General features: G+C 61.4%; 17 protein-coding genes. 7 read left to right on the top strand and 10 right to left on the bottom strand.

All coding sequences use genetic code 11. The annotated features are described in order from the left end of the window. Window positions 1-136: 136 nt before the first annotated feature. From BLW03_RS03330 to BLW03_RS03320, 3 genes are all read right to left on the bottom strand, one after another. A complete protein-coding gene (locus tag BLW03_RS03330) occupies window positions 137-1,465 on the bottom strand; it encodes a M48 family metallopeptidase (RefSeq protein ID WP_074652339.1) in 1,329 nt (442 codons plus the stop codon). A 122-nt stretch (window positions 1,466-1,587) separates the two neighbouring features. Further along, on the bottom strand, window positions 1,588-1,998 hold the full coding sequence (locus tag BLW03_RS03325; protein WP_244501938.1) for a (deoxy)nucleoside triphosphate pyrophosphohydrolase: 411 nt from the start codon (window positions 1,996-1,998) through the stop codon (window positions 1,588-1,590). Between the two features lie 214 nt (window positions 1,999-2,212). Continuing rightward, the gene (locus BLW03_RS03320) at window positions 2,213-2,935 is read right to left on the bottom strand and encodes an HAD family hydrolase (protein ID WP_074652337.1); all 723 of its coding nucleotides are present in this window, start codon (window positions 2,933-2,935) and stop codon (window positions 2,213-2,215) included. Window positions 2,936-3,121: 186 nt separating this feature from the next. Between BLW03_RS03320 and trxA the strand changes: the two genes are divergently transcribed. Further along, a complete protein-coding gene (trxA, locus tag BLW03_RS03315; protein WP_074655739.1) occupies window positions 3,122-3,454 on the top strand; it encodes a thioredoxin in 333 nt (110 codons plus the stop codon). A gap of 62 nt (window positions 3,455-3,516) precedes the next feature. On the opposite strand, the gene BLW03_RS03310 is transcribed toward trxA, so the two are convergent. Further along, window positions 3,517-4,131 carry a nitroreductase family protein gene (locus BLW03_RS03310; RefSeq protein WP_074652336.1) on the bottom strand — a complete coding sequence of 205 codons (615 nt, stop codon included), beginning with the start codon at window positions 4,129-4,131 and terminating at the stop codon, window positions 3,517-3,519. Window positions 4,132-4,303: 172 nt separating this feature from the next. Here BLW03_RS03310 and BLW03_RS03305 point away from each other — a divergent pair, with 172 nt between their 5' ends. Both BLW03_RS03305 and BLW03_RS03300 read left to right on the top strand, forming a co-directional pair. Continuing rightward, on the top strand, window positions 4,304-5,329 hold the full coding sequence (locus BLW03_RS03305) for a YpdA family putative bacillithiol disulfide reductase (protein ID WP_074652335.1): 1,026 nt from the start codon (window positions 4,304-4,306) through the stop codon (window positions 5,327-5,329). Between the two features lie 32 nt (window positions 5,330-5,361). After that, on the top strand, window positions 5,362-7,257 hold the full coding sequence (locus tag BLW03_RS03300; protein WP_083350287.1) for a sensor histidine kinase: 1,896 nt from the start codon (window positions 5,362-5,364) through the stop codon (window positions 7,255-7,257). 110 nt (window positions 7,258-7,367) lie between these two features. Here the strand turns inward: BLW03_RS03300 and BLW03_RS03295 are convergent, their stop codons facing one another. The 4 genes from BLW03_RS03295 to BLW03_RS03280 all read right to left on the bottom strand — a co-directional run bounded on the left by BLW03_RS03295 (window position 7,368) and on the right by BLW03_RS03280 (window position 14,018). Continuing rightward, a complete protein-coding gene (locus tag BLW03_RS03295; RefSeq protein WP_074652333.1) occupies window positions 7,368-8,216 on the bottom strand; it encodes an ABC transporter permease in 849 nt (282 codons plus the stop codon). A gap of 200 nt (window positions 8,217-8,416) precedes the next feature. Beyond that, entirely contained in the window at window positions 8,417-9,376 is a 960-nt protein-coding gene (locus BLW03_RS03290) for an ATP-binding cassette domain-containing protein (RefSeq protein WP_244501937.1), read from the bottom strand. A 37-nt stretch (window positions 9,377-9,413) separates the two neighbouring features. Continuing rightward, window positions 9,414-10,664, bottom strand: coding sequence for an efflux RND transporter periplasmic adaptor subunit (locus tag BLW03_RS03285; protein WP_074652331.1), 1,251 nt, complete (start codon window positions 10,662-10,664; stop codon window positions 9,414-9,416). A gap of 57 nt (window positions 10,665-10,721) precedes the next feature. Then, a complete protein-coding gene (locus BLW03_RS03280) occupies window positions 10,722-14,018 on the bottom strand; it encodes an efflux RND transporter permease subunit (protein WP_074652330.1) in 3,297 nt (1,098 codons plus the stop codon). Between the two features lie 188 nt (window positions 14,019-14,206). Between BLW03_RS03280 and BLW03_RS03275 the strand changes: the two genes are divergently transcribed. The 3 genes from BLW03_RS03275 to glyS all read left to right on the top strand — a co-directional run bounded on the left by BLW03_RS03275 (window position 14,207) and on the right by glyS (window position 17,707). Further along, window positions 14,207-14,455, top strand: coding sequence for a hypothetical protein (locus BLW03_RS03275; RefSeq protein ID WP_074652329.1), 249 nt, complete (start codon window positions 14,207-14,209; stop codon window positions 14,453-14,455). Between the two features lie 136 nt (window positions 14,456-14,591). Further along, window positions 14,592-15,581, top strand: coding sequence for a glycine--tRNA ligase subunit alpha (locus tag BLW03_RS03270; protein ID WP_074652328.1), 990 nt, complete (start codon window positions 14,592-14,594; stop codon window positions 15,579-15,581). Then, window positions 15,581-17,707, top strand: a complete 2,127-nt coding sequence (gene glyS, locus BLW03_RS03265; RefSeq protein WP_074652327.1) for a glycine--tRNA ligase subunit beta — start codon at window positions 15,581-15,583, stop codon at window positions 17,705-17,707. The genes BLW03_RS03270 and glyS overlap by 1 nt, the downstream gene beginning before the upstream one ends. A 62-nt stretch (window positions 17,708-17,769) precedes the next feature. Here glyS and BLW03_RS03260 read toward each other — a convergent pair whose 3' ends face one another. Continuing rightward, window positions 17,770-18,549 (bottom strand): SDR family NAD(P)-dependent oxidoreductase, encoded by a 780-nt coding sequence (locus BLW03_RS03260; RefSeq protein ID WP_074652326.1) that lies wholly within the window; start codon window positions 18,547-18,549, stop codon window positions 17,770-17,772. 15 nt (window positions 18,550-18,564) lie between these two features. Next, complete coding sequence (locus BLW03_RS03255) at window positions 18,565-19,194, bottom strand: hypothetical protein (protein WP_074652325.1); 630 nt, start codon at window positions 19,192-19,194, stop codon at window positions 18,565-18,567. A gap of 219 nt (window positions 19,195-19,413) precedes the next feature. On the opposite strand from BLW03_RS03255, the gene BLW03_RS03250 reads away from it, so the two are divergent. Then, the gene (locus tag BLW03_RS03250) at window positions 19,414-21,849 is read left to right on the top strand and encodes a hypothetical protein (protein WP_139285077.1); all 2,436 of its coding nucleotides are present in this window, start codon (window positions 19,414-19,416) and stop codon (window positions 21,847-21,849) included. The last annotated feature ends 45 nt before the right edge of the window (window positions 21,850-21,894 follow it).

Genomic DNA, 21,894 nt, shown 5'->3' with positions numbered 1-21,894 from the left:
AGCGAAGACCGAGCGTGGAATTCGCGCGGCGCGAAACACATTCATCGGGGAGTGAATCAGGTCAATCTCCCTCGCGATACGGACCATTTGCCTGGCAAAAGAATGGGACGCCATTTTGTGTGCCCCCCTCCCGTTCCTAGCGTTTGAAGTACTTCGGCTCGAAGCCGCCAGCCCACGGATCGTAATGCGCCGCAAATGCTGCGCGCCTGCCGATGCTCGGGTGTGAGTATGTCCAGAATTCGATGAACTGGGACGGATTCGGGTCATCAAAGCTCGTGTCACCAAGCACTTGGAATGCATCGCGTGCGACCGCCTGCGGATTGGTCACCAAGCCGTGAATTGCCTCCTGACCGTACACGTCTGCGTCATGTTCGTGCGTGCGCGTCGCGGTGGATGTGACGGGCTCGAGCGCCAGGCTGAAGAGGGAGAAGGCGAGCAGAAGAATGGGCAGCATGCCCCACTCCGTCTGGGAGGTCACGCCCCAGGAAGCACCGAAGCGCCGGATCGCCCAGGTAACAAAGCGATAGCCAAGGTAGAACGACACCAGCAGGATCACGGTCGAAAACAGGATGCCCTGCACGATGTGGTTCAGAACGTAGTGCCCACTCTCATGCCCGAAGATGAACATGATTTCATCCGGCGTGCCCTTGCTGATGGACGTGTCCCAAACGACCACGCGCTTGGACGAGCCGAAGCCGGTGACATAGGCATTCAGCGTCGTCACTTTTGCCGATGCCTTCATCAGGAACATGCGCTCGGGCGGGATGTCCATGTTGCCGCGATGCACGACCTGTTCCAGCCGCTGGACGAGCTCGGGATTCGACTGCGAGAGTGGCTCGAATTTATTGAAGAGGGGATCGATGATGTACGGCGTGACGAAGATGCCAGCCAGAATGATCGGGATGGAGCAGAGCCAGAAGGCGAACCACCAGCCCCGCGGCAGCTTACGGATGATGAAGAAGAGCAGCATGATCAGCAGACCACCCACAAGCCAGCCGATCGCGGAACTCTTCAACTGGTCCAAAGTCCAGCTTCCCCAACCCTGGACTGAAAGCCCATAGTGCAGCCGCAGCCAGTGGCCGTAGACGGCGAGTGGAAGGTCAAGCACCGTGGTGATAGCGCCGAAAAGCAGCAGGAAGTAGAAGCACTGGAGCCACCGGTTGCGGAAGCGGCGAGTCGCCTCTCGCTGGACAATTCCCACCACACCCAGTAAGAGCAAGAGTGTCAGGTAAGCAATGCCCCACAGCGCTCCGCCAAAGTGCATGACGTTGCCAACGTGTTCCAGGTGCCGGCCCTTCGCCAGGTTTTCAGGGGACAGACTGTAGGACGGGATGTTTCCGTCGCGCGGTGAACTGTCGAGTTCGCGCTGCGCGGCGTCGTTCGCCAGCTTTTCCGCGGGCGTGGTGGCGGCGTGGAGCGGAGTGAAGGCCAGCAGGAGAACGAGAATCGTTAACAGACGGCGCATGCGCACTTATAGCAGGGTTCGGGTTTGCGCTTCACACGAATATCTGCTGTCGCGTTGCGAACGTCATCTTAGACCGCGCTAGAAATTTGTGATGGACGGAGCGGCCTGCCTTCGCTTCGGGGCTAGGCCGTGACCTTCAACTTACCGTCGGCAAGGTCACGAATCAGGCCCAGATCGGCTGCCAGGAAGTCGTACTCCGGGAGTGCGCCGAAGCCGGACCACAGGATCTGGCGGAAGATGCGGTTCTCCAGGTCGCCGGTGTAGCTGCGGACGGTAAAGAACTGCAGATCGACCGCGCCGCCGTTGCGATAGTTGTGGCGGATGCGCGTCAGCGGCGGACCGATCTCGGCAAAGATGCCGAGTTCTTCATTCAGTTCGCGATGCAGCGCCTCTTCCGGGCCTTCGCCCGCTTCGATTTTGCCGCCGGGAAATTCCCACTTCAGCGCCATCGGCTGATCTGCCTTGCGTTGGCAGATCAGGACTTCCTCACCGCCGGACGCGTCCGGCCGCAGGATCAGCGCGGCGACGACCATCCGAAGCGCCTTAGGCGGGCGCGGGCCGGCAGCGCCGTTTCGGCGTGCGTCAAGCCTTCGGATTGCCTGTTTCTTCTTCAACCCTTGGCCGTCCCATAGCCGTCACAGTGCAGTTCACTGCGTGAACTTCGCGCAGATACTGTCACAGCAGTGTAGATGCAGCAGCGGCCTGCACGGCACAACAAGCCGCTGCGCGCATCCGCAAAGGCACGCTCTAAAGGACTTCCGTTTCCTTCGGATAGAAGACCGGCCAGCCCAGTTCACCCGCCTTTGCTGCGAGTGCAGGAGACGGGTTGACCGGAAACGGCATGCGCGCCATCTCCAGCATGTGGAAGTCGTGCACGCTGTTGCCGAAGACTGCGTCAGGGTGCGTCAGACCCACGCGGCGCAGGGCTGCGGCCTTGCCCTCATCGCTGGGAATGTCGACGATCGTGTCCGTTACAAGGTCGTCCTGCACCGCAACGGCAGCGGCCAGAACGCGCTCAGCCGGAATGCGCAACTCCCGTACGCCCTCTTCGATCATCCAGTTATTGGTCGACGAGACCGCCCAGACCTCCACGCCGGCATCCTGCAGTTCATGCACCAGGGCCATCATTACGGGATACAGGCGATGCCGCACGTGATCGCGGAAGTAGTGCGCGGCGCTGGCCCGGATGGCCTTTTCGCTGAGTCCGCTGTAGATCGACGTCATTTCGCCGCAGATGGTGATTTCATCCACCTCGCCGCGGTGATAAAGGGCGTGTCGGTCCAGGATCTGACGTGTGGCGGCTTCTGGCAGCAGCCCGGTGGCGATGGTCCAATGCAGAAATCCGGACCCTGCATCCCCGGGCCAGAGCGTCCCGTCGAAGTCAAAGACGGCCGTACGGGGCCTGCCGGCGCGGACGGCATCGAGAAATTGCTGGTCGGAAAGGGTGCGCGCAGATACTGTGGAAGTCATACCATCCATGATCGCAGCACACCGGTAACCGGCCAAGCGCTGTTGTCATTCCGCAGGCCCGGACGGCGTCACTTTGACGGATATGAAACTCTTTCTCCGGGCTTGCATCTATTGATGAGGATGATCGCAAGGCTGCACACAACGCAGCGTTCTGGTCAAGCGAAATCCCGAGAGAAGGCGGACACCATGGCAGGACAGTTTGTAACCGAAGTAAACGATGCAGATTTTGAAGAGCAGGTGTTGAAGAGTGCGACCCCCGTTCTTGTGGACTTCTGGGCCACTTGGTGCGGACCTTGCCGCGCGCTGGCTCCCGTCGTCGACCAGGTTGCCACGGAGTACAACGGCCAGATCAAGGTCATGAAGATGGACGTGGATCGCAACAACGCGACACCCGGTCGCTACGGCATCCGTGGTATTCCCGCCCTGCTGCTCTTCAAGGATGGCAAGGTCGCCGAGCAGATTGTCGGCTTCGTCCCCAAGGACACCATCGACAAGACCATCACCAAGGTCCTGGCGTAAATTTCGAGAGGTTGCAGGACAAAGGCCCGGAGGCGACTCCGGGCCTTTCTGCGTTCACATTGCTAGAGCGCGGCGGGCTTTTCCCAGTCGCTGAAGACGAACTCCGACAGAGCTTTGCGGGTGCGCGGTGCAAGCTCTGCCGTCTTGAAGTTCTCAGGCACATTCTCCGGATCACCCAAATAGCCGAGTGCCCAGCAGGCACCCGCGTCAAAATCTGTCGGGACGCCGAAGAAGGCGCGCAGTGTCTCTTTATCGAAGCCACCCATGCCGTGCGTGTGCAGGCCAAGAGCCTGAGCCTGGAGCGAGATTGTCGCAGAGGCCTGGCCAGTGTCATGGAGGCCGTAGCCGTTGGGCTGACCGTTGGCGCTAAAAGTCTTCTTACCGAACGAGCAGTAGAGCACTGGCGCGGACTTCGCCCAGGCCTGGTTCATCGGCATCAGCGAGTTGAAAATCTTGGTGTAGGTTTCATCGCCCTTCCGGCCGACCAGGAAGCGCCATGGCTGCTCGTTGTAACTCGACGCGGCCCATGCGGCGGCGGAAAAGATGGTCTTAAGGTCGGCGTCGGAGACGGGCTTCTCCGCGAAGGATCGCGGGCTCCAGCGGCTGAGGATCAGGTCGAGGACGGGTGCATCGGCGGTGCCGTGCTTCGTTTGTTCCAGTGCGGTGATGTCGGACATTGGGCTGTGGAGACTCCTCAGGGATATGGGCTTTCAGATGTCTCTTAGAGCGAACACGATGCTGTCGGAGTGGTCTATCGGTGGGACGCGACATCGGCACTGCGGAAAAGGTCATGAGATGTCGTAATCCAGACATCATGTTTTATGGTGGTGCGTGCTTCAATAAGGGGTTATGGGACCTATTGCTGAAGAATTCTCCACCCAGGAGTCCGTTGCGTTCGATGTATTGGTAATCGGAGCCGGGCCTACGGGACTGGCATGCGCCATTGATGCGCAAAACGCCGGCCTGAGCGTGGTGCTGGTGGACAAGGGGTGCCTGTGCAACAGCCTCTTCCACTACCCGGCACACATGACCTTCTTCACCACGCCGGAGCTGCTTGAGATCGGCAACATGCCGTTCAGCAGCCCCAACCAGAAGCCAACACGCAGCGAGGCACTGGAGTACTACCGCAAAGTCGCCGAACACTTCGCGCTGGATGTGCGGCAGTATCACCTGGTCGGCCACGTAAGCGGTACGGATGGGAACTTTAACGTGCATACGACCGATCGCTTCGGCCGCCTGCAGGTCTTCCAGGCGAAGAAGCTGATTGTCTCGACCGGCTACTACGATCTGCCGAACTACCTTGGCATCCCGGGCGAGGGGCTGAGCAAAGTCCACCACTACTACAACGAACCGCATCCGTTCTACGGCCTGAATGTTCTGGTGATCGGTGGCAAGAACTCGGCTGCCATTGCGGCGCTGGATCTTTGGCGTCATGGCGCAAAGGTGACGCTGGTCCATCGCGGGGAAGCCATGCACCGGCATGTGAAGTACTGGATCCTGCCGGACATCAACAATCGCGTGAAGAACGGCGAGGTCACGGCCCACTTCTCGTCGACGGTCAAGCTGATCACGGAAGATAATGTCACGCTCAGCACGCCTGAGGGTGAGCGCACCATTCCGAACGATTTCGTGTTTGCACTCACGGGCTACCATCCCGACTTCGATTTCCTGGAGCGGATGGGCGTTCACCTGGACCCGGAGAACGACCGCTGCCCGCAGTGCGACCCGGCGACACTGGAGTCCAACGTGAAAGGCATCTACATGGCGGGCGTAGTCGTTGCGGGCGAACGCACCAACGAGATCTTTATTGAAAACGGCAGATTTCACGGCGAGCTGATCGCTCGTGATCTGAAAGCGAAGTTTCAGACGGTATAAGGCTGTAAAGTCCGGACGAGAGCAGGGGATCGATGAGACTGAGCGCACCACGCAGCATTATGGGCCAGTTGATTGGCGGCACCGTAATCGTGCAGTTGCTCGTCTTCAGTATCTTCCTGTTCTTCAGCGTGCGGCAGCAGTTCCGTGACGGTAAGGCGCATGACCGCAATCGTCTCCAGAGCCAGACAGGCATCATAGCCGGCCTGCTCGCGGAGCCTTTGACGGACAACGATACGGATCTGCTCGATCACGTCTTTCGCGCCATCCAGCTGACAACAACCATCAAGAGTGCGCGCGTCACGGACGCGCAGGGCAACACGCTGCGCATCAGCGGAACGGACATACCGTCAGAGCTGACGCCTCACGAACGCAAACTGCTGCCACTGCTGAATCGCAACGAACACTACGTCCGCATGCGGCAGGACGATGGAGATGACGAGGGTGTGCAGCCGGTCGTGACCGCAGGCGTCGTGCGTGGCATCGTGTGGATGACGCAGGACAACCAGCTGGTCACAAGGACACCCGTGACCGTACTCCAGAGCCTGCTGATCTACGCTGCGTGTGCGCTGTTCGGGAATCTGCTACTGGTCTACATGCTGGCGCCAACCATGACTCGCCCGCTGCGGCAGCTGAGCCTGGCGACATTGAAGGTGCAGCACGATCCAAATGACCTGTCGCCCTTCCCGCTGCCGGTCGTCGCACGCAATGAGGCGGGAGCACTCACAGCCAGTTTCAACGCCATGGTGAACGAGATCGCACTGCAGCGCCGCGGCACGCAGGAGACGCTGAATCTGCTGGACGCCATGCTGAGCGGTGCTCCCATTGGATTTGCGTTCTACGACCGTCAGCTCCGGTACGTGCGCATCAACGAGCGCCTGGCCGCGATGCATGGCGTTCCCATGGAAAAGCACATCGGCCGACGCTTTCGCGATCTGATCCCGCGTGGCGCTTCGACCCGCGTTGCGGATGAAGTGGAGCGCCTGGTGCAGCGCGTCTTCGCCACAGGCGAGGCAATTGCCGAATACCAGCTCTCCGGCGTGTTGCCGGGTGACGAGGCCAGGCGAACCTGGCTGGTCAGCTACTTCCCGGTCACCGTGAACGACGACATCCGCTGGGTTGGCGTCATCGCCAGCGAGGTGACGCAACGTGTGCAGGCGGAGGAGTCCATGCGCCGCAGCGAGAAACAGGCCGCAGCAGGTCGCCTGGCAGCGTCGATCGCGCACGAGATCAACAACCCGCTGGAGGCCGTCAGCAATCTGCTGTACCTCATCCGCTCCGGGGGAACCAGTTCGCCGCAGGTGCAGGAGTACGCCGCCATGGCCCAGCAGGAACTGTCGCGTGTCGGCGAGATCACGCAGCAGACGCTACGCTTCTACCGCCAACCGAGCCACCCCGCAGACGTCCGCATCGTGGACATCTTGCGCAGTGTGCTGGTACTGCACAACGGGCGCATGCAATCGCCCAGGATCGACGTCCGCCTGCGTTTCGCGGACAACCTCGTCCTCTTTGGCTATGCAGGCGAGCTGAGACAGTTGTTCGCCAACCTGATTGGCAACGCCATTGACGCAATGCCCAATGGCGGCACGCTGCATCTTCGCGCGCGACTCGCATGGGTCGACGGCAGGCGCGGCGTCCGCATCACCGTGGCCGACAACGGGGTTGGCATGTCCGAGAGCGTTCGAGAGCGCATCTTTCAACCGTTCTTCACCACGAAGGAGCATTCCGGCACGGGGCTGGGGCTGTGGGCAAGCGAAGAGATCCTGGATCGTCACCACGCCTGTGCGCTGGTGCGCAGCCGGCGCGCTCGCTTTGAGAATGACCGCTCATCGGGTACGGTCTTCTCCATCTACTTCCCATGGGACGGAGTGCCCCGCGGTCCGCGCATTGTGCAGAGCGCTGCGCAGGTGCTCGCGGATCATGTGGTGTAACAACTCGCAGGAGCGGGAACCCGCACGGCATCTCGAAGTGTGGTCGCTCCGGTGCAGGCTCGGTCATCGGCAACTCTTTCCTCGGGGGCCCGTGAAAGAAGTGTCCTCAGCTATCCGATAACTCTGCGCAGAAATCCGCGTGTACCGATCCAGGTCAACAGGCACAGGAAGAACGTGAGCATCAGCAGAATCAGCGCGGGATGCATGTGCGGAAGAGTCGGGGTCAACGCAGCGCGTAAGCCCTCGCTCATGTACACGATGGGGTTGATCAACACGCCCATCTGCAGCCACTTGATCGCACCCAGCGCCTTCCACGGATAGTAGACGCAACCCAGGAAGGTGATGGGCATAACGACAACGCCGAAGATCAGGCCGATCTGTGCGGGCTTGACGCTGGTGCCGATGGTCAGACCCAGTGCCCCCGCGACCAGCGATGCGAGGACAACCACCGCGATCAGAAATGGCCAGCTGGTGACGTGCGCGTACACCGGGGTGGATGGGATGTAGTACGCAAGCGGAAAGACGATAGCCGCGGCAATCATCGACTGCAGGGCAGAGAAGATGATCTTCTCAATCGCCACCATCGCCGTCGGCAAAGGGCACATGACGCGGTCATCGATCTCGCGTGTCGAGCCGAAGTCGACCGCCAGCGGCAGTGCGACCGCCGCAATGCCACTGAACATGATGGCCACTGCCATCAGGCCTGGCAGCAGGACCGTCGAGAAGTTGGCGCCGGCGTTCGCCGCCATGCCCTGCGTCGGGTTCATCGCGGCGCCGTTGCTCATGTGCGGCATGATGTACGTGAATACAAAGAGGAACAGCAGCGGGTTCATCACGATGCGGATGATGAACGGAAAGATCTCGCGGCGCAGCACATGCAGGTCGCGAAGGAACATACCGAGGAAGGCGCGGAGATATTGCGTTCCGGGGGAGGCCGTTTTGCGGATGGTCGTCGTCATGGCGCGCTTGAATCCCTCAGGGGCGAAAGCCCGATTGCTTGGTGTTGCTGGATGACATGGCCGAAGCCGTGCTTCCCCGAAAGCTCCGCTCTCTCAGTTGGCGACCAGCCGGTCGATGGAAAGCCTACTCCATCCGGAACTGAAGCCTGGCTGCCTGCTGGCGCTCCATCGATGGCGGAAGCCACGCATGACCAGAAGCCCTACTCCCGGAGGTCTCGGCCGGTTAGGCGGATGAAGACTGTCTCGAGCGTGGGCTCGGTAATGCTCAGGTCGCGCAGACCATATGGCGTCGCCGCAGAGACGACCTGTGGCAGAAGGCCGTCGGCGTTTCCAGCCATGACGCGCAGGCCCTTGGGCGTGCTTTCGACCCCGGTCACGTGAGGCAGCGCGCCAAGCAGGGGAATGAGCGACTCGGTTGGCTCGCGCAGATCCAACTCATACAGCGTGCTGGCTCCAACGGAGTTCTTCAGCGCCTGCGGCGTATCTTCCACGAGCACGCGGCCATGATCGACGATGGAGAGCCGGTCGCACAGCTCGTCAGCCTCTTCCATATAGTGTGTCGTCAGGACGACGGTAATGCCCTCCGTGTGCAGCCGCTGTACGGCCTCCCACATGGCGATGCGGCTCTGTGGATCCAGACCTGCGGAGGGCTCGTCCAGGAACAGGACGCGGGGCCGGTGCGCGATGGCGCGGGCGATCTGTACCCGCTGCGCCAGGCCGCCGGACAATTGCGCGGGATACGATCCGGCGCGTTCTGTCAGGTGGAACTGGTCGAGCAGTTCCGCCGTGCGCGTCTTCGCCTCTGCCTTCGAAAATCCAAAGTATAGACAGTGAAACTGAATGTTTTCCGCGACCGTGCAGGCACGTTCCAGGGTGTTGTACTGCGGCACCACACCCATGAAGCGGCGTGCCTCGCTGGGGTTGCGAACGACGTCGATGCCCGCGATGTGGGCCGTTCCCGCTGTCGGCAGAACACGCGTGGTGCAGACCGAGATGGTCGTCGTCTTGCCGGCGCCATTCGGGCCCAGCAGCCCGTAAATCTCGCCCTCACGAACGTCGAGATCGATCCCGTCGACCGCCGTAACGGACGGCTTGCCGTCGTACACCTTCCGCAGGCCGCGAAGGCTCACGATGCCAGGAGAATTCATATCGCTGCTCACGCTGCTCCTATGCTCCAGCGGCGATCCGCTGAAAGCGTTACTTCAATACCTGAGGATCGACCTTGACGTTGTCGGCGACGGCATCGGAGGGCGACAGCACCACGGTATCACCGGGCTTTAACCCGGTGAGGACCTGTGTGAAGCTGCCGTAGTCCCGCCCAAGCGTCAGGCTGCGGAGATGCGCAATGTTGTTGGAATCGACCACAAACGTCTGGGGGCCGGCGGTGCGAACGAAGAGTGCGTTGGCCGGGATCAGTACGGGTGGCTTCGCATCACGCGTGTTGAAGCTTACGGTCGCAAACATGCCAGGAAGAATGGAGTTCTTCGGATTGGGCAGATCGATTTCCGTCAGCATGGTGCGCGACGTGATGTCGATCGCACTGGCGGATCGCGTCACCTTGCCACTGAAGGCCTGGCCCGGCAGTTCGCGGAAGGTAACCTTGGCAGTGTCTGTGGTCATAACGTCCGGCGCATTTGCCTGTGGCACATTGACGAAGACACGCACCGTCCCCGACTGGCCGATGGTGAACAGTTGTGTCACGGAGTTGGCGGAGCCTGACGTGATGAGCGATCCAACATCGATGCCGCGCGACAGGATCACGCCGGAGAAGGGAGCCGTCACGCGTGCAAAGCTTGCCTGTTCTTCCAGTGACCGTACGTTGGCTTCCCCTGCGGCGATGTTCGCGATGGCGGCGTTTACCGTGGCATCGTTCGCACCGGCCTGAGCGGTGAAGGTATCTGCAGAGGCCTGCGAGATGACGCCTTCCTGCTGCAGTTGCTGGTTGCGGACGTTATTCAGGGTGGACAGCTTGGCGTTGGCCTGCGCCTGCACCAGCTGTGCCTTCAGCTGCAGTACGGTCGCACGCGCCTGGCGCAGCTGCTGTTCCGTCTGCGGATCTTCAATGATGGCGAGCAACTGGCCCGCCTTCACGTGATCGCCAATGTCGACGAAGCGCTTGGAGATGTAGCCGTTGGTGCGGGCGAAGATGGGTGTCTGCGAGAACGCCTGAACCGTGCCTGGCAGGTCGAGGACATTTGTCGCCTGGCCCAGGCTCACCTTGGTGACAGCCACGGGTGGCGGACCGGCGTTGGCACGTACGTCTTCCTGCAGCGTCTCCTTGTGGCGGAGCTTGGGCAGAAGGAAGGCGATGCCGATCACGATCAGCAGCAGGAAAAAAGCTCCAGCAGCGATGATGGCGCCGCGCCCCACGGGTTCAGGTGTTGTGGGGGTGTTCACGGGATTATGCTCGCCGGCGGTTGCCGGTGCGTCGATGAAGTTCTGCGCCATGCCTACGCGGCTCCTTGCGGACTTGATTGGAAGAATGAGGGTAGGTCGAGCGTGCGTCTATGCATGTTCAAAGTACTCCTCCTGCTCGGTATTGGCGTCAACCTGCATGCTCAACGGCGGGGCCTTACGCAGCAGCGAGTAGAAGATGGGGACGATGACCAGCGTGGTGGCCGTTGCCACCAGCAGTCCGCCGATGACGGCGCGCCCCAGCGGTGCATTCTGCTCGCCACCCTCGCCCATACCCAGGGACATGGGAAGCATGCCGAGGATCATCGCCAGGGCCGTCATCATAACGGGCCGCAGACGTGTGAAGCCCGCAGCGGAGGCTGCCTGCAGGCTGTTCAGCCCCAGTGAACGCTGATCATTCGCGAACGTCACCATCAGGATCGAGTTTGCCGTGGCGACGCCGACGGTCATGATGGCGCCCATCAGAGAGGGCACGGAGAATCGCGTGCTCGTCAGGAACAGCATCCACAGGATGCCGCAGGCAGCGCCCGGCAGCGCCATCAGGATGATGAACGGATCAAGCCAGCTCTGGAAGTTGACCACCATCAGCAGGTAAACCAGCAGAACGGCGAAAATCATGCCCAGACCCAAGCCGGTGAAGCTGTCCTGCATGCTCTTCACCTGTCCGCGCACCGTCATGGTCGCACCCTTGGACAGCTTCGGCTCGAAGCTCTTCAACACTTTGTCGACGTCCGTGGCTACGCCACCCAGGTCGCGTCCCTGCACGTTTACGAACACGTCGTACACAGGCTGCACGTTGTAGTGATTCGTGATGCCCGGGCTGGCAGCATGCTGGATCTGCGCAAGGTTCGAGAGCAGTTGTGCGTTGCCGGGCGCCGGCGTTCCGCCGTTGAACTGTGGCGGCGCCGCGCTGGCCCCACCTGTCGTGATGGGAATGCTGTTCAGGCTGGCGACCGAATTGATCTGGGACAGCGGCACCTGCACAACGACCTGGTAATTCACACCGTTGGTCGGATTCAACCAGTAGTTCGGTGTGGCCTGGCCGGAACCGGAAAGGGCCGTGAGCATGGCATTCGCCACACTGGACTCGGTCAGATTCACCTGCTGTGCGCGCGTGCGGTCCACATTCACGCGCAACTCGGGCGCGTACATAATCTGGTGGACGTGCACATCTACGGCGCCCGGCACTTGCGAGACTGCCTTGGCAATTTCCTGCGCCGTTGCGTAGTTGGCCTGGGCCAGACGGCCGCTGATCTGGATGTCGATCGGTGCAGGCAGACCGAAGTTCAGGATCTGGTTGACGATGTCCGAGGCCTGGAAGTAGAAGACCTCTTCCGGAAACTTCTTACGCAGCACTTCACGCAGCTTTGCTCGGTAGCCTGCGGTGGGCTTGTGGTGCTCCTCATTCAGACTGACGAGTATTTCGCCGTCCTGCACGTCGGTGAGGGAACCGTCGCCGAAGGCCAGGTTGAAGCCCTGCGGAACACCCATGTTGTCCAGGATGCCGCCCAACTCATCCGCCGGAATAACGTCGCGAATCGTCTGATCGACTTGCCCGAAGATCTCTTCGGTCCGTTCGAGACGGGTGCCGGGTGGACAGCGGACGTGCAGACGGAAGCTGCCCGCGTCGACGTCCGGGAAGAAGTCGCGGCCGATGAACGGGATGGTGCAGAACGAGATCAGGATGAAGAGGCCGAAACATCCAAGAGTGAAGCTGGTGTGAACCAGCGTCCAGTCAAGGAACCGCTGATAGCGCGACCGAATGGCTTCAAAGACCCTGTTGAACGCAAAGTGCGTCCGCCAGATGAGGCCGAGACCACGGCGCTTCTGCTCGATCTCGGCCATCTCTTCCGCCGTTAGCGGGTGATCGCCATGTTCCGCTTCGGCCAGTGCGTAGACTTCGACTTCCGCTGCGAGCAGAAACTTGACCATCGTCGGCACCAGCGTGCGCGACAGGAAGTACGACGCCATCATGGCGAAGACGACGGCCATGCCCAGTGGCGTAAATAGGCTGCGAGCGGCTCCTGACAGGAAGACGACCGGCACGAACACGATACAGATGGCCAGCGTAGAGACGAACGCCGGGACAGCGATTTGAGCGGCGCCGTCGAGGATGGCCGGTTCAATCTCCTTGCCGAGACCCAGGTTTCGATGGATGTTCTCGATCTCCACTGTGGCATCGTCCACCAGGATTCCGACCGCCAGGCCAAGGCCGCCGAGCGTCATCGTATTCAACGTCTGGCCCAGAGCCTTCATGATGATGATCGATACGAGGATCGACAGCGGAATCGACACTGCGATGATGACCGTCGATCGCCAGGATCCGAGGAAGAGCAGGATCATGATGGCGGTCAGGCCGGCTGCGATGGCAGCTTCCTTAACCACGCCCGTCAACGCAGCCTGCACGAAGATCGACTGGTCAAACAGGATCTTGATGTCCGGCGCAGGCGGCGGCAGGTTTGCCAGGATCTTCGGCAGGACGGCCTTCACGCGCTTGACAATGTCCAGCGTGGAGGCCGAAGCCGCCTTCAAAATGGTGAGCAGCACCGCGCGGCGACCATCCGCACGCACAATGGAGAGCTGTACGGCACTGCCCTCGTGCACCTGCGCGACATCGCGCATATAGATAGTGGCGCCGTTAACCTGCTTGATGGGGATGTCGTTGAGCTGAGCCGCGATCAGCGGCGAAGCGTTCGTCCGGACAAGGTAATCGCGGTCGCCTATTCGGGCATCGCCCGCAGGGAGGATCAGGTTCTGCGCGGTGAGCGCATTCACCACGTCCGACGGGGAGACCCCCTTCGCCTGCATGGCAACCGTATCGATATCCACCGAAACCTGGCGCGCCCTGCCACCGTAGGGATTGGGCACCTGCGCGCCCTGCACGGTGGCGAGCTGCGTGCGGACAAACTGTGCTCCGAGGTCGTACAGTTCGGTTTCAGAGAGCCGGTCGGATGACATGACCGCCTGCAGGATCGGCACGTTGGACGCGGAGAACTGCAGGATGAACGGCGGTGTCGTGCCCGTCGGCAGCACGCGCAAAATCGTCTGGTTGACGGCCGTTACCTGGGCGACGGCTGCTTCAATCTTCACGCCCGGCTGGAAGAAGATCTTGATGATGGAGATGCCGGAGACGGACTGCGACTCGATGTGTTCGATGTCGTTAACGGTCGTCGTCATGGCGCGCTCACTGATGGTCGTGAAGCGCTTCTCCATCTCGTCCGGGCTGGTCCCGTTGTACTGCCAGATCACCGTGACGACGGGAATATCGATGGTCGGGAAGATGTCGGTCGACATCGTCTCAATGGAGACCACGCCCATGACAAGGATCAGTACGGCCATCACCACGAAGGTGTAGGGGCGTCGAAGTGCGAGGCGGACGATCCACATGGCGGACGGGCTCCGGTTGCTATTGGTGCGATTGAAAGCACGGCGAGATGCCGTGCAGTCCATTGTGCCAAATGTGAGACATCCTGCGGGGCTCCTGCGGCGGTTGGCGGCGATAAACGCTCTCTCGGGGCGCTCTTTCGCGACACACCTTCACACCGGTCCCCGACACCGAAGCGTAGAATCGCTGTATGGCTCGAGGCACGGAAAAAGAAGACGTCGATCTGCCGGAACAGACTGAGGCCCAAAAGGCCGCAACGGCAGATGAAAACCGCATCACGGAACGGGACCGCCAGCGTAAGCTGCAGGGCCTGAATCTGCAGCGCGAGCGCATCCTGAGCGAACGTACCTCCAGTCCTCACCGCCGCTCCGCTCTGGAAGCTGCGCTGCTTGAGATTGAGACGCAGATCAGCGAACTGAGCTGGGGCATTCACATCTAGTCCATTCGCCTTTACGGTGATTCCATGCGGCGCAGGGGCTGGTACAGACCTGCGCGGCTTGTCGTAAGGGGCGTGAATCCGTGGTGCGGCTCCGCGCGGTAGACTGAGGGGACACCGTTAGGAGCACGAAACCACCATGTCTGCCGTCGCAGAAGCCGCTGAAACCCCATCCAAATTGCCCACTGCCTTGACCTTTCAGGAGACGCTTTTTGCCCTGCAGCGTTTCTGGGCGGAGCGCGGCTGCGTATTGCAACAGCCCTATGACACCGAGGTGGGCGCAGGCACCATGTCGCCGGACACCTTTTTGCGTGTGCTTGGTCCGAAGCCTGTCCGCATCGCGTACGCGCAGCCCTCGCGCCGTCCCGCGGATGGCCGCTACGGTGAGAATCCTAACCGCCTGTACAAGCACACCCAGTTCCAGGTGATCCTGAAACCACCACCGCTCAACATCCAGGAGCTCTACCTGCAGAGCCTCGAAGCCATCGGCATTGTGCTGGCTGACCACGACATCAAGTTCGAGGAAGACAACTGGGAGTGGCCGGTGGGCGGGGCCTGGGGCGTTGGCTGGCAGGTCATGATGGATGGCCAGGAAATCACCCAATTCACCTATTTTCAGCAGTGCGGCGGCCTGGATCTCGATCCCATCAGCGGCGAGATCACCTATGGTCTGGAACGCCTGACGCAGTTCCTGCAGGACAAGGAATCCATTTACGAGATCGAGTGGGCGAAGGAGCCGGACACCGGCAAGATCACCACCTACGGCGAGGTGCGGCTGTTTGAAGAGCAGCAGCTTTCGGCCTACAGCTTCGACTACGCCGATGTAAGCAAGCTGTGGGAGCACCTGGGTCTATACGAGGCTGAGTGCCTGGCACTGCTGGATGCGGCAAAGGCGATGCCCGAGGACGCAGATGCTACCCGTTTAAAGCGTTTCCCTGTGCTCGGTGCGTATGAGCTTGCGCTGAAGTGCTCGCATCTGTTCAATACGCTCGACGCCCGCGGCGCCATCTCGGTGACGGAGCGCGTCGGTGTTATGGCACGCATCCGCACGCTGATCGTCGGCGTGGCAAAGGCGTTCGCGCAGCAGGGCGATCGCGTATCTGCTCTGAACGAAAAGGCAGGTGCGTAATGGCTGATTTTCTCTTTGAGATTGGTTTGGAAGAAGTGCCCGCACGCATGTTGCCGGCGGCGCAGGCAGAGCTTGCCAGGCGCGTTACGGATCTTTTGACGCGCGAGCGCCTGCTCGCAGAGGGCAGCGTGACCGAGAGCTTTTCGACACCGCGCCGCATCGCTGTTCTGGTGAAGGGCGTCCTCGCTGGACAGGCAGACGTAGAAGAGGAACTGCTCGGACCGCCGGTAAAGGCTGCCTATAAGGATGGAAAACCGACCAAGGCTGCCGAAGCCTTCGCAGAGAAGGCCGGCGTTACCGTAGATGCTTTGCGCACGGTCACAAACGCAAAGGGTGAATACCTCGCCGCCACGGCAAAACGCGCTGGCCGCAGCTTTGCCGAATTGATTCAGGCGGAGCTGCCGAAGGAGATCGCTGCACTCTACTGGGCGAAGAATATGCGCTGGCGTCCAGGGCAGCCCGAGCGTTTTGTGCGGCCCATCCAGTGGATGCTTGCGCTTCTCGATGCTTCGGTCATTTCCGTTGAGTGGGCTGGCACCGCCGCCTCAAACGTGACCTACGGTCATCGTGTCCTGTACGGCTATGCGCCCATCACAATTGTCTCGCCGACGGAGTACGCGCACAAGCTTTACGAAGCGAAGGTGATGGCCAATGTCGAGCATCGCCGCGAGAAAATTCGCAAGGCGCTCGATAAGGTCATGCGCCAAGTCGAAGGCGCGCGCTGGCGTGAGGACCATCCGCTGGTCGACAAGGTCACGCACCTGACCGAGTGGCCAGGTATCATCCTCGGGTCCTTCGAAGCAGAGTTCCTGGCGCTGCCCGAAGAAGTTCTCGTCACCGTGATGCGTGACCACCAGAACTACTTCGCCGTGGAAGATGCCGACGGCAAGCTCGCACCCTACTTCCTCGCCGTGCTGAATACGGAGCCAAGCGAAAAGGCAACGGAGATCATCCGCCACGGCAACGAGCGCGTTCTGCGTGCGCGCTTCAACGACGCTCGTTTCTTTTACGAGTTCGATCAGCGCGTGCCGCTCGCCGACCGAAGCGCACTGCTGGAGAACGTGACCTTCCAGAAGGAACTGGGCAGCTATGCCGCCAAGAGCGAACGCGTACGGTCTGTGGCCGCAAAGCTGGGCATCATCGCCAAGGAACATTGGCTGACTAGGCCGGCGACGAAGGAACAGGGAAGCGGGCTGGATCTTGAAGCACTCGACACCGCCGCAACACTGGCCAAGACGGATCTGACGACCGAGCTGGTAAAGGAATTCACGGAGCTGCAGGGCGTCATCGGTGGCTTGTACGCAAAGGCGCAGGGACACGGCGAAGTCGTCTCGCAGGCAATCTATGCACAGTACCAGCCCGTGGGCATGGACGACGCGATTCCGCCCACGGCAGAGGGGCTGTTGCTGGCCATCGCCGATAAGGTCGACACCATCAGCGGCATGTTCGGCCTGGGTCTGCAGCCCACCGGATCGAAGGATCCGTTCGCGCTGCGGCGCGCGGCCAACGGCATCGTGAAGATGCTGGCAGAGAGCACCCTGCCACTTACTCTGAGTGAGATTGCAACCGCCGCGACAGGCGCAGACGCAGCTCTTTGCGATAACGTGAAGGCATTCCTCGCCGAGCGTCTTGAGTGGTATCTGCGCGAGGTGCGTGGCGCCGCTTACGACGTCGTGAAGGCCGTTATGGCTGCCAATCCAGACGACGTGCGGGACACGATCGCGCGTGTCGACGCGGTCGCCGCCGCGCGCAGCAGCGAAGACTTCGCAGCCATTGCCGCAGCGTTCAAACGGATGAAAAACCTCATTGACCAGGCCAGGGCCAAGGGGGAAACCTTCACCCCGGGCGGACACCGTGAGTTCCTGACGGAGCCCGTCGAGCGTACGCTCTCCGAGGAGAGCGGCCGGCGTGCCGCGTGGGTCGAAGGCCTTCGCAAAGACGGAGACTACAAGATGGCGCTCGCGACCATTGCGGAACTGCGGCCTTATGTCGACCAGTTCTTCGAAAAGGTGATGGTCATGGCGCCAGAACCAACGGTGCGCGCCGCTCGACTCGGCCTGCTGCAACGGATCCTGCTGGACTACGGCAAGGTTGCAGACTTCTCGGAGATCGTGATCGCGGGCTAAAAGGCGATGTGAGAAAACAAAAGGGCGGCTCCCATCGGAGCCGCCCTTTCTGCTCAGGTCGATTAGTAGGCGCTCTTCACAACTCCACCATCCACGCGGATGGGCGAGCCGTTGGTCGCGCTGGCTTGCTCACTGCACAGATAAGTAGCCATCGCGGCCACTTCTTCCACCTTTGCCAGCCGCTTGATCAGGCTGGAAGGCCGTGCATCGCGAATAAAGTCGCTCTCCACCTGTTCGACGGAGACACCCTTTTCCTTCGCGATCTTTCCGATGAGCGTGCTGACACCCTCACTCTCCGTCGGACCGGGCAACAGGCTGTTGACCGTCACGCCGCTCGCCGGAACCGACTCCGCGATACCGCGCGCCAACGCGATCTGTGCTGCCTTGGTGACTCCGTAGTGGACCATCTCCTCGGGAATCTGCACACCGCTTTCGCTCGAAATAAACAACACGCGACCCCACTTGCCGTCGAGCATGCCCTTCAGGTACTGCCTTGTCACGCGAACGCCGCTAAGCACGTTGGTCTCAAAGAAGCGAGACCACTCCTCATCGCCAATCTCAAGGAATGGCTTCGTCTCGAAGATGCCAAGGTTATTCACAAGGATGTCGATCTCCGGCAGCGAGGCGAAGAGCGTGTCGCAACCGGCTGCGGTTCCCAGATCGGCGACAACGCCCTTGGAACCGTTACCGACCTCGAGCACCGCCGCATCCACCCGCTCCTGCGTCCGTCCATTGACCCATACCGTTGCGCCTTCTGCTGCGAGTGCCTTGGCAATGGCTAAACCAATGCCTGCCGTCGATCCCGTAACCAGAGCGCGCTTGCCGCGTAGACCCAGATCCATAAGGTGTTCCTTCCGTTAGTTCACGCGCTGCAGGCGTGCAATCAGTTTTTCGGCCAGAGGCTCGCCGCTCTCCGTCCACAACAGGCGGGATGAGATGCCGCAGTGCTTCTCTACGCTGAGCACGAACGCAAGCAGCTTCTCAATGTTCTGCTGCAGGCGCTTCCTGCCATCCTCGTCAAGGTCGTTCTCTTCCTGGACGAAGGGCGTGTCCAGGCCGAAGTCCACGCGGATATGGCCGTTCTGTTCAAAGGTGGAGTCATCGAACTCCGGTCCGAAACCGGTGATCTTGACGGTGGCGACTTCCAGCTTCCACGTCGCGTCCAGGCCTTCGCCGGCGACTACGGGCTGCCAGAGCTGCCACTTCACTTCGAACTCATAAGCAGAGTCCTCGTGAAGCGCTTCGGTCGCTTCGGCGACTGCATTCTGCGCCAACGACTCTTCGCTTGGCTCGGAACGATCGTCGAGCACGAAGATGCGCTGGAAGACGGGGGACTCATTCCATCCCAGCGGAATAGCGGACGAGACGCTGATGCGATAGTTGCCGCTGACCTTGCCAAACTGCTGCAGGACAGAGATGAGCTTCTCCGGTAGCGAAGCGAAGCGGAAGTTCGGAAACCAGAGGCTTAGATAGAGCTGATCGGCCATAGAAAGATTGGATGCGCTGCGGAGGGTTTGGCTTCTTTGGGAGCAGGAGCAGGGAGCGAGAGTAGGGAACAAGGGGAGAGCGAGGGAACAGTGCAATAGGGGAAGTCACCGGATTATCGACTCGCCGGCCTGTTCCCCGATCCCTGTTCCCTGAGAAGATAGACAGCGATGGCAATGGGCAGCAGGCGAGGCAAGGCGGGCAGTATATCGGTGGCTCGCGTGCGGCGTTGGCTCCTGGCCGGCGTCATCATGCTGCTGTCGGTGCTGGCTGGCCTGATCGGCTACACGCGTTGGAAGGCACGCAAGCTCCTGACGGACCTGCCGCATCGCCTGGGCATCGACATTAAGAGCGTTACGGATGGTTTCACCTGGTCGCAGTCGGTCAAGGGACACACCATCTTCACCATCCATGCCGCGAAGGCGATCCAGCGGGAAAACGGCAAGACCACGCTGCACGACGTTGCCATCACGCTCTACGGTGCCCCCGGAACCAACCGTACCGACAGCATCAGCGGCGCGGAGTTTGAGTACGACCAGCCGAACGGCATCGTGCGGGCCGCGGGAGAAGTTCATCTCGACCTCGCAGCTCCGACTCCATCGGTGAACTCGGTCAGCGATGTGAAATCTGCCCTGCAATCGACTACGGCGGCTGATCCCAAGGCGGACGCCCCAAAGCCCATCGACGAAAGCAAGCGAATCCGTGTGACGACCAGCGGCCTCACCTTTCTGCAAAAAGAGGGCATCGCACAGACCGACCAGCCAATGCAGATTGTCTACGGTGACATGCGCGGGTCGGCAACGGGCGCGGATTACGAGAGCAACACCGGCTTTCTGAAATTGCATAGCGCCGTGGAGATGAACGGGACGCAGAATCGGCAGACCGTCCACCTGCGCGCGGCCGCGGCCGAGATGGATCGCACAGCGCAGCGTGCGACGCTGCATGGCGCGCACATCACCACCGATGCGGACGGCGCGTCAGGCGATCTGATGATCCTTGGGATGGCGAAGACGGGCGGTATCGAAAGCGTCCATGCGGAGGGCCATGCGCGCCTTGAGAGCAAGGACGGCATGACCGCGCAGGCGCCGAAGATGGACGCCCAGATGAGCACAGCCGGCAAGCTGCATGATGTGCTGATGCAGGGCGGCGTGCAGTTCGGCAATACATCGGGCGCGAAGGGCAACTCGAACCGTGCCACGGTCCACTTTGACGCGCAGGGAGTCGCGACCTCCGCGGAATTCGACGGGGGCGTTCAACTTGACCAGGCCACTGCAACGGCGCATCGTTCCGTCGCAGCGGGACACGTGGTGACACTGCTCGCGAAAGATGCAGCCGGGCACTCGTTCATGCGCGAGGCGACGGCAACGGGTTCCGCGATCGTCCGGACGTCTGAGCTTGTTGCGGCAGAGGCTGGTCAGCCACAGACGACCCAGTTGACAACATTGCGGGGCAACACCCTGCACGCGTTGACTGCGCAGCGCAATGGCGCCACCTACGTGTCAGAGATCACTGGCACGGGCAACACACAGTTGGTACAGGACGACGGTGCCGGCACAGTCCGCACCAGCTCGGGCGATGATCTTCACGCGACACTCGCCGCTCCGCCGACAAAAACGAAGGATCAGAAGACCGAGTCCGTTCCGAGGTCCAGCCCTGCCGGTCAGGTGCAGACCGCGGTGCAGACGGGCCATGTCGTTGTCACGCAGCGTTCCCCTGCGAAAGGTACGCAGCCCGCTGGCGAGACCCGCGCCACGTCCGCACGGGCAGAGTTCGATAACGCAACCGGCGGCGTTATTCTCACGGGTGCGCCGCAGGTGACATCGCCGTTGATGCAACTCGCCGCAGATCGCATTGTTCTGCCGCAGGGCAGCGGCGACGCCGAGGCGACCGGGTCTGTTCGCGGTGTGTACCTCGCTGCTTCGGCGCCTTCGGGCAAGCCGGCTGACCCGGTGCACCTGTTGGCCGATCACGTGACGGTCAGCGGTGGCGGGTCGTCCGCGAAGCTCTTCGGCACTCCCGCCAAGCTGGCGCGCATGTGGACTTCGACCGCGCAGATGGAAGCGCCGGTCATCGAAACTGAGCGCGCGACCGGCAAGCTATTCGCACACGCAGCGGGCGCTGAAGCCGGCACGGTCCGCATGCTCCTGCCGGTTCAGGCTGCGCCCGGCAAGACGGCATCGACCGCGACGGGCAGTGTCCGCATCACAGGAACCACGCTGATCTACACGCCAGCCGACACCCACGGCCCCGCGCATGCAGACGTTAGTGGCGGTATACGCCTGGACAGCCCCGGGACCCAACTCACCGCGAAGTCAGCGGTTGCAACGATCGCAGGTGCCGCACCTGCCGCGGCCAGGACAGCTTCCCCATTGTCCGGCGGCAATATCCAGACGGTCACCGCCGCCGGCGATGTCCACCTGCAGCAACCGGGCCGCAGTGGCACGGGCGAGCGGCTGGTCTATACCGCTGCAGATCAACGATACGAACTCACCGGGACTGCCGCAGCGCCGCCACAGGTTCAGGACAGCCAGCGTGGCAACGTGACGGGCGCGGTGCTCGTGTTTCACGGAGCAGATGACAGCGTTGAGGTTTCTGGCGAAGCGGGCCATCGCGTGCGTACGGAGATGGAGGTCGCGAAGCCCGCAAAGGGCAGGTAGACCTGAAACCACGCTGGCCCTCGATGACTTATCCGGAGTTCGTTG

The sequence above is a fragment of the Terriglobus roseus genome (assembly GCF_900105625.1).
GTDB lineage: Bacteria > Acidobacteriota > Terriglobia > Terriglobales > Acidobacteriaceae > Terriglobus > Terriglobus roseus_B.
The sequence above is the reverse complement of the archived record's forward strand: the minus strand, read 5'-3'. Positions and strand labels throughout refer to the sequence as shown.